9 protein-coding genes are annotated in these 9,390 nt (G+C 34.7%); all 9 read left to right on the forward strand.

Annotation, left to right across the window (positions count from 1 at the left end; genetic code table 11):
* The first annotated feature begins 49 nt into the window (after positions 1-49).
* Positions 50-289, forward strand: a complete 240-nt coding sequence (locus OQ5_RS0119695) for a hypothetical protein (RefSeq protein ID WP_016779139.1) — start codon at positions 50-52, stop codon at positions 287-289.
* A 42-nt stretch (positions 290-331) separates the two neighbouring features.
* A complete protein-coding gene (locus tag OQ5_RS0119700; protein ID WP_016779140.1) occupies positions 332-898 on the forward strand; it encodes a hypothetical protein in 567 nt (188 codons plus the stop codon).
* A 22-nt stretch (positions 899-920) separates the two neighbouring features.
* Positions 921-1,427: a CRISPR-associated protein Cas4 gene (gene cas4, locus OQ5_RS0119705; protein WP_016779141.1), complete on the forward strand. Its 507-nt coding sequence runs from the start codon at positions 921-923 to the stop codon at positions 1,425-1,427.
* 401 nt (positions 1,428-1,828) lie between these two features.
* The gene (locus OQ5_RS0119710; RefSeq protein ID WP_016779142.1) at positions 1,829-3,829 is read left to right on the forward strand and encodes a hypothetical protein; all 2,001 of its coding nucleotides are present in this window, start codon (positions 1,829-1,831) and stop codon (positions 3,827-3,829) included.
* Positions 3,830-3,850: 21 nt separating this feature from the next.
* On the forward strand, positions 3,851-4,825 hold the full coding sequence (gene cas7b / locus OQ5_RS0119715) for a type I-B CRISPR-associated protein Cas7/Csh2 (RefSeq protein WP_016779143.1): 975 nt from the start codon (positions 3,851-3,853) through the stop codon (positions 4,823-4,825).
* Positions 4,822-5,532 (forward strand): CRISPR-associated protein Cas5, encoded by a 711-nt coding sequence (cas5, locus tag OQ5_RS0119720; RefSeq protein ID WP_016779144.1) that lies wholly within the window; start codon positions 4,822-4,824, stop codon positions 5,530-5,532. The genes cas7b and cas5 overlap by 4 nt, the downstream gene beginning before the upstream one ends.
* Positions 5,517-6,158 (forward strand): CRISPR-associated endonuclease Cas3'', encoded by a 642-nt coding sequence (locus OQ5_RS0119725; RefSeq protein ID WP_016779145.1) that lies wholly within the window; start codon positions 5,517-5,519, stop codon positions 6,156-6,158. Before cas5 ends, OQ5_RS0119725 begins: the two co-directional genes overlap by 16 nt.
* Positions 6,142-7,980, forward strand: coding sequence for a CRISPR-associated helicase Cas3' (gene cas3, locus OQ5_RS0119730; protein ID WP_176694104.1), 1,839 nt, complete (start codon positions 6,142-6,144; stop codon positions 7,978-7,980). The genes OQ5_RS0119725 and cas3 overlap by 17 nt, the downstream gene beginning before the upstream one ends.
* A 185-nt stretch (positions 7,981-8,165) precedes the next feature.
* Positions 8,166-9,170 (forward strand): type I-B CRISPR-associated endonuclease Cas1b, encoded by a 1,005-nt coding sequence (cas1b, locus tag OQ5_RS0119735; protein ID WP_016779147.1) that lies wholly within the window; start codon positions 8,166-8,168, stop codon positions 9,168-9,170.
* The last annotated feature ends 220 nt before the right edge of the window (positions 9,171-9,390 follow it).

Here is a 9,390-nt window from a genome sequence, read left to right on the forward strand (position 1 = left end):
GAAAACTTATGAATAAAGCAGGTTAAATGATAAATCCAATAATCATAAGATGGAATACAAAGAGATATACCAACAAACGCCGGACGAAACAAAGCTCAATTTTCCGGAAGCACTCCTGAGCGAAAACAAAGACCTTCAGGAACAATTTGTCAGATGTGTGGAAACTGCAAAAGATGCGGACGTTGCCTTTTCATTGAATGACTTTTACCGGGAAGCAGAAAACAACAGAAGCTTATATCTGTCCCTTTTTGAGGCAGTGGATGTCATTCTCCGGCACCAACCTGCTTAGCCGATTTCTTTTACGAATATTTATCCTGAAAAATAATAAAATATGAAAACGGAAAAACTGCTTGATCAGGTTTTGACAATTTTAAGTCTGGTTAAGGATGATAAAGAAAAACTCCAAAAACTTCTCGACTTTATGGAGCGTGAAATTTATGAAGAAGAGGATGAGACCGTCAGGATTCCTGAAAAATACCAAAGGATAGTACGACAAATTGCCGAAAATCTTGACTGCGGCCTCACTTGTTACCTGAATCCCGAAACATTAGAAATCGAGGATTTGCCTAAAGACCTTGACGATCCCGAAGAATATGAGCTGATGACGGGTGAGCCGTACGACGAAATGTTTAAGCATCAGCAATGGAATAAATGTATAATCGTTGAACCACCCGAATCGCGCGAATCGTTTAAAATCATGGAACGTTTTGTGGATGAGGTTGACGACAATTCACTGCGCAACCGCCTGATTGATGCGCTTAACAAGAGAAGACCCTTTGCCAACTTCAAACAACTGGCGGAAACATCGCGTTTCAGACAGGCATGGTTCGATTTTAAGCAACAACAACTCGAAGCAATGGTTTGGGACGAACTTCAACTCCAGCTCGACAGGAAATAACACTCCATACAAACACCACATCATGCAAATTACCGGAACTCACTTCAACTATTACCTCATTTGCCATCGCAAACTCTGGCTGTTTGCCAACGGCATTCAGATGGAACATACGTCCGATGCCGTTTATGAGGGGAAGCTCATCCATGAAACATCCTACGATCGCCGAAGCGACAAATACCGGGAAATAGAAATGGATGGTATCAAAATAGACTATTTCGAACCACGAAGCAGAATTATTCACGAGATAAAGAAATCGGACAAGCGATCTGAAGCCCATCGCTGGCAATTGAAGTATTACCTGTATGTGCTTGAACAAAACGGCGTTGAAGAATGTACCGGGCTACTCGAATATCCACGTCTTCACAAAACCGAAGAAGTATTGCTCACTATTCCCGACAGGGACACAATCCGGGAAATGATCACCGAAATAAAAACAATCATTAATAACGAGGTTTGTCCGCCCAAATTGCCAAAAAGCAAATGCAAAAATTGCAGCTATTTCGATTTCTGCCACAGCGGGGAGGAGTAGCTGAAGAATGTGACGAAACCTTCTCTCGGTTTCAACTTTTGGAAGAAAGTGAACCGATGCCACCTGAACAAGCCGGCTACTTAGTGCGTGTCTACAAACTCGCAAAAAATGTTTACACTATGTGTGTCTGTTCAAAAAGTGCCGGTTGCAAGGCTTGCGAAGTCCGAAAATACGGAGTTAACTCATCGTAAATGAGTAATTTTCGGACGAGCGTAACACAGCAAATGGTACTTTATGGACAGACACAGATTGAAAAAATTAAATTCAAAAATTCAAGGACCGAAGTATCAAAAGATGGTTATATTAGGTAAATATTTGATTTTTTTAAATAATTAATGTGCTTTTTTATAATTTTAAATTGAAAAATGAAAAATGAAAAATGAATATAATAAAAAGGTTTTATGAGTTTAGAGACTATACTACAGATAGGCAAAGTTCTCCGCAATTCGGAGAATAGCTTAAAATACTTTAAGTATGTGGAGCCTTGCCCAAGAGACCCAAAGACTAATGAATGGCCAATTTGTATTACCATTCCTCTAAAAGAAGATTTTTCATTCGATTGGGAAGGAATGATATTTACACCGGAAAATCAAAGAGAAAATCTATACTATTTGAAATTTAAAACTTCAGATAGTGATGGGTTAGTAAAATATGTTTTTGGTGATATCTTTTATGAGAAGAAATCAAGTATAAAAAGAAATGGTTCTATTGATTGTAATGAAGGAGGCTATTATAGATTGGCAAATCCAAATCATCCAAACGCTGCATACAGACAAAGTTCTTTTTTCCGTGGAATGAGTGATTATAATGATATTGCAAAAATAAATATCGATACGCTATCAGTAATTCAGCGATTTCATGAACAGTTAGAAAAAAACATTTCAAAAATTGAAAGGATTTTAAAATATTCGCCAGCAATTTCAAATTTCTTAGAAGTTAAATTGCATTCCACAACAATTGCAAGTTTACTCGATAAGGAAGAAGAATTGTATTCAAGGACTATTGAGCAAATATTTAATTCTACTTCTAAATCAAATTTAAAGAAGGTTGGATTACCTTCGGAATTATCTGAATGTAATGAAACCCAGAAACGTAAAATTTTTGATTTAAATAATTCATCCGTGTTTATCCATTTTGATTTCCCGCGTGAAAAGCATTGGTATAAGTATGAAAAGGCTATGGAACAATTGAATACTAAAATTCTTTCTGAATTCGTAGATGATACATCTAATGGTTTAGTCCTTAAGAAAACATTATATAAAACGCTCTGTTCAGGCGATAAAAAGAACGACATTCAATTTCCTTCTTTTGATGATTCAAATAAGTATAAGTCAAGAAATTTCCAAACAGATAGTTTACAAGATTTGTTTTATGCCATAGACTATACAAGTAATGGAAAACTAATTTCTGGTACAGATATAAAACTCATCATTTTACCAAGGGGAGAACACCTTACCGCAGAAGATTATGATGATTTTTTGGAGAAACGGGATGAAGCAAAAATCCTTGCAAAAAATAAGGATAGTAATCAGACCTTGGTTGATCCAATTTTTGATTTTTTTTCAGATGAAGAAAAGAATATTACCTCTTTCGATTTGATTTTTTGTAAAAAAGGTGGCTTATCATCTCCGGATTCAGATTTAATAGAAATATCTGGTATCGAAAAGAGCAACCTTCGCTTGATTAGGGAAAAAATATATAATATATCTCAAGAAATTAATGAAGAACGAAATAGTTTCTTGAAAACAAAAAAAGAGTTATTCCCGATAAGTATCGATTATTCTTTCAGGGAGATATTGGGCAACCCCCAAACTGATTCAAAAACAGGTAAAGTTTCATTTAAGCCTAATCCTAAGTATCAATCGCATCTTTTAAAAGTATTACCCTTAATTTATAAAGAAAATTATTATAAAGACGATACACTTTTACCAGCTTTCCTACAAAATGTAGAATACAGTATAAGGGTTGGCGATCCCAAGTTTAATTTCTTAAAGTACGATTTAAAGTTTCTCTTAAAAATACAAAACACTAAAAACGATAGATTTATGGAAATTACATCATCTGAAAGTTATCAAATCGGGTTCTTATTAGGAGGAATGGCAAAGAACCTAAGTCAGGAAATCAATTCTTTTGAAAAAAATTATGTGGGTAACTTAACCCGAAGAATTGGAACTCTGTCCGATTTCATTAAGCTTAAAAATGAAATTGAGCAGAAACTAATTATGCACGATAAAGCCAAATATACATTCCAAACATCGTACGATTTAGCACAAAAGTTAAAAGACTTCAAATCAAGATACGATAAAGAGGAATGTGCCTTTGGTTTTTTTGAAAACTATTTCAAACCCATACCCAAGAAGAAGGCAGAAAGCTCCGGTGAAACAAATGAAACTAAAAATTAACAACTTTAAAAACTTACGACAATGACGAATCATTTAAAAAAATCAGAAATTTTATTTTTGTACGAAACATCTTATAACATTCCAAATGGTGATCCTTTTACCGGAGAACAACGTTACGATGAGGAAACCAAAAAAATTTTGGTAAGTGATGTTCGTATAAAAAGATTTGTAAGAGACTATCTTAATGAGAGAGGTTACGAAATTTATGTTGTTAATGATAAAAGTTTTGCCGAAGGAGATGAATCTGGCTCTGCATCAAGAATTAAATCGCTTCAGAATAAATTCAAAGCTGAAATTGAAGCTGAAGAAAAACGATCTAAAGAGCAAAAGAAGCAATTCAGTCCTGCCCTTTTTGTTATGGGGAAATGTATTGATGTTAAACTTTTTGGTGGCATTGCAACAGGAAAAGGGGATGCAGTAAATCTAACAGGCCCAGTCCAATTTGCGTTATTAAACCCTTCATTTAATGAAGTTGTTCTTCGAATGCATCAGAACACTTCCGTGTTTACATCAAGTGCTGAAAATAAACAGGGAGCAATAGGCACTACAACAGTAGTTCCTTATTCTTTAATACAAATTCACGGGTGGGTTAATCCTAAAGTTGCTGAAAGGACCGGAATGACGGAAAACGATTTAAAGTTGATGTATGAAGGACTTTGGTATGGAACAAGCGGTGATGGAAGTTCTCATTCACGTAGTAAAGTTGGTCAAAATTCAGTTCTTTTGCTTGAAATTGAATATTCTCAAAACAACCAAAAAATTTACGGTATTGACCGCTTGATTGAATTGAAACCCAAAAAAGATAAAAAAGGAGAGCAACTGCGAAGTATGGATGACTATGAGCTTGATTTTTCAAAATTATTATCAGTTGCAGAAACAGAAAAAATCTCAAAAATTAAATATTACACAGAAATTGAATCTATAAAATCAGTATTTTCTGGTAAGAATAAATTTGAAAAAATCAATTTCACTGAAAATAATACTGTATCAAAATGAAAGGTTTCCAACTTATCATAGAAGGTAATTGGGGGCATTTCAAAAAGCCGGAAACAAATAACAATCCGATATCTCACGATTTGATAACCAAATCAGCACTGATAGGATTAATTGGGGCTGTTTTAGGCATTGAACGTGAAGATATGAAAAGCAAATTTCCGCAACTATCAGAGGATTTACTTTATGGAGTTCAACTACGCAGCCCGGTTAAGAAAATTTCATGGGGCTTTACCAGCAGGAGGGCAATTAACCCAACGGCTAAAGGTACTCCAAAGTATTTTGAGTTTTTAAAAGACCCCAAATTCTTGGTTTCGATTGCATTGAATAATGAAAGGTCTATTCCCGTTTTTGACGAGTTTAAACGATCAATCAAAGAAGAAAAGGCAGTTTATCAACCTGTTTTGGGTTGGCATAATTGCCCTGCAAATTTGAAATGGGAATCGGAAGGCGATTTTACTATAATAGAAAGAGGAATATTTGAAACCAAAGGATTTGTACTTGCGGGAGAGCATTCCCCAAAGGACATACCAAGTAATTTCCGTGTAGGTTTTGACAGGATGCCAACCTATCAAACTGATGACTTTTGGAACCTTCCCGAAAAGTACAAAAATGTGATTTATCCTGATTACCCTCATTCAATTCAGGTTGAAGGAGTGTATTTCGAGTATCATTCATCAAAAGGTACTGAAAAATGGTGTCTGATATAACATTGCTAAAATCACACCCTAATAAATTTTTGTTAGATCATGTCCAGGGTGTAATAAATATTACAAAAAAGCTAACCAACTCCCGTTTTGCGGAGTTGGTAGCCATTTTCCATGACTTAGGGAAAATAAATCCGAATTTTCAGAACAAACTAGATCCGTCAAAAGCAGTAAATGGATATGCTAACCATGCCTATTTATCTGCCTATGCTTTCTTTTGTGCCTTTTGTTGCAATAAGAAAAATGCAGATGTTCTAAAACAATTCCTCGACGTAAATGAATTAACAAAAAACGATTTGATTGCTTTGTCAGTAGTTATAGCAAAGCATCACGGGAATTTGCCGGATTATACTCCAAGTTGCAAACCAGATGAAGCAACTGCATCAATTCTTTCAAAAGAAGAAATTTACTCATTATTCAAATTCCTTGAGAAAGAAAAAAGTATACCCGTTTTTGAATTCATCAATCATTTTATTCCTGTAGAAAATTTTCGGGAGTTTTTATTGAATACCAAAATACAGCAAGGTTATACTGAAAAGTTTATTTTCGAAGGAGATAAAAATAAATCTTCATTGGATTTCTTCATTGATTATCAATTTTATTTTTGCATGTTTGCTTCATGCCGATAAAGCTGATGCCGGAAATATTGGAAACATCATCGAAGATCAAAAAGCAGCTGTTCAATCATTTTCTTCCAGTTTTGGTTTACAACTCGACTCCTATTTGAGTCAACTTGAGCAAGATACAGAGCTCAATAAATTAAGAACTGAAATCAGAGAAAATGCGATAAGGAATATCAACAAAGGATTGCAAAAAAACAAACAAGTTTTTGAACTTACAGCTCCAACAGGATCTGGTAAAACTTTAATGCTTCTTTCTTTGGCTTCTGAAATAATAAAAATCAAAGGTGCAAAACGAATTATTTACGCATTACCGTTTCTTTCAATTACCGAGCAAGTAGAAACCGAAGTTTTGAAGATATTTGAAGGTCAGGAAGATTTCATTCAACGAATTGATTCAAAATCGGAAAATCACCGATTCGAGAAAATCCAGGAAGAATTGGATAATAATCCATCAGAAGAAATGATACAGGAAGCAAATATTCTCGAATTTCAGGAAAATACATTCGCTTATCCTTTTATTATTACAACATTTGTCCGTCTTTTTGAAACTTTATTGAGTAATCGGAATGCCGAATTACTTAAACTTCCCAACTTTTCAAATTGCATATTCTTATTGGATGAAATCCAAGCATTACCTCCTCGTCTGTATGGTTTTTTTGTTGCATACTTAAACCGTTTCTGTGAAAAATTTGACAGCTATGCAATCATCTCAACAGCAACACAGCCAAATTTTGAATTACCGAAGGATAATTCTGATGCCTTGAATTTCTTTAAACAGTATTCCGTACCTTATTCATTGTTACCGTTAAACTATTTCAACAATCATCTTTTTAATCGGTATCAAATTAATTTCAACAAAGAGCCAATTGATATAGAAACTTTAAAAGAATCTATTCAATCGGAAAAGAGTTCTACACTGGTAATATTGAATACAATTGATGATACGAAGGAACTTTATGACCTACTTCTCGAAGAATTTGACAAAGAAGATGTACTGCTTTTGAATACACATTTAACCCCACGTCATCGAAAAATAAAAATCTACCTGGCAAAACGACGATTAAGTCAAAATAAACATGTTATTGTTGTTTCAACTCAATTAATCGAGGCTGGAGTTGATATCGACTTTCCGGTTATATATAGGGACTTTGCGACCATTTCAAGCATTGTACAGTCTGCTGGGAGATGCAATCGAAATGGAAAGCTTAAAAATTTAGGGAAAGTCAAACTATTTAAATTGAAAAATAAAGGTAAAATCCGATCAGACATTATTTATCAGGGTAGAGATAAAGAAATTTTACGATTCACAAAAGAATCATTCATTAAATCGAATTATCAGGAAAGAGAACTTTTAGAAGTTCAAAAAGAATTTTTTCATCGTATTCAATCTGAATTAAATTTTGCAAAACATTCGCAAAATGGAATAAACCCAGATTTCGATTTCATTAAAGATATTACGGAATGCCAATATGACAGAATAGGGAAGTTTCGATTAATTGACAAACAACTATTTGGAGAAGAAATTCAATATTATGTACCATGGAATGATAAGGACAACAACTTTGAAGTTCTCGCAAACCTTCAATCTGAACTTACAGATTTGATTAAAGGAAATGCAGAAAAAAGAACTATTAGAACAAAAAAGAAATCAATCCAAAATCAATTAAAAAAAATGTCTGGTCAAATCGTTCAGGTTCGCCTTAATAAAAACCAAATCCAACCATTGCAGGGGAGTGATCAGCAGTATTTCAACTTGTATAAAATTGATAATAATTCCTATTCATTTGATAAAGGGATCGATTTAACAGGAGCTGAATTTCTTATTTAAAAAAATAGGTGTCGAGCAATTTCAGTGAAATGTCTATATTCTTTTACTTTCATTAATAATCCTATATTAGTATTTATTTAATATAATTATATGATTAATAGATATTTTTAAACATACATGAGAACATCACCGGCACTCATTTCAACTATTATCTTAAGTTCACCAACTCAATATCTATCAACGCTATGAAACGAACTTACTACCTTTTCAATCCGGGATTGCTTCAACGACGCGACAATACCCTCAAATTTACCCCCTACGATGAAGAAGGCAATAGTCAGAAGCCACGTTTTCTGCCGGTCGAAAATGTTGCCGAACTCTATTGTTTTGGAAATTTAGACACCAATTCGGCCATGTACAATTTTCTCGGGCAACAGCAAATTCCGGTTCATTTTTTCGATTATTACGAAAACTACACCGGATCGTTTATGCCAAGAGACGGACTGATCTCAGGAAAAATGCTTCTGGCACAGGTAAAAATGTATAACAGCACACCGGAACGCATTGCGTTGGCCCGACTGATCATAGAAGGCGCTGCCTTTAACATGCTAAAAAATCTCAGATATTACAATACACGGGGAAAAGACCTTATACCAATCATTGAGGACATAGAATCCCTTTCACAAAAAATAAATGAGGTATCCAAAACCGACGAACTGATGGGAATAGAAGGCAATATCCGTAAAAATTATTACGAAGCTTTCGAGCTGATCATAAATGATTTCAGCATGAGCGGACGTAGTTACCGGCCACCCTTAAACCAGGTTAACGCCCTCATTTCATTCGGAAATATGATGTGCTACAGTCAATGCCTGCGCGCCATTCATCAAACACAACTCAATCCTGCCATCAGTTTTTTACACTCACCCGGCGAACGCAGATTCTCTCTCGCCCTCGATGTAGCGGAGATTTTCAAACCCCTTTTAGTCGATCGGGTAATATTTAAAGTTTTGAATAAAAAAATGATTCAAAACAATCATTTCGACGAAAAACTGAACCGTACCGTGCTTAAAGAAAACGGGAAAAAGATTTTTGTACAGGCTTTTGAAGACAGACTTACCGAAACCATCAAACATCGCACACTAAACCGTTCTGTAAGCTATAAACACCTTATGAAACTCGAATGCTATAAGCTGCAAAAACACTTCCTGAAAATAGAAAAATACAAACCGTTTAAGATGTGGTGGTGAAATTAGTAGGTGAGATGGTGAACTGTTGAGCTGATGAGGTGGTATATCTGTTACCATGCCATCAAATAGTGAATAAAATAAATGAGCCCGGTCTAAAAAGCATCTTTATTGCCAAACTCTGTGTTGTTTTAAATTTTTGCATCCTCATTAACAACGAGTTAACTCTGGTACAAAAATTTTAAAACGCCTTGATTTTGACAAAAATATGCTTTTTATAACG

This window comes from Anaerophaga thermohalophila str. Valhall (assembly GCF_000250735.1).
GTDB lineage: Bacteria > Bacteroidota > Bacteroidia > Bacteroidales > Marinilabiliaceae > Anaerophaga > Anaerophaga thermohalophila_A.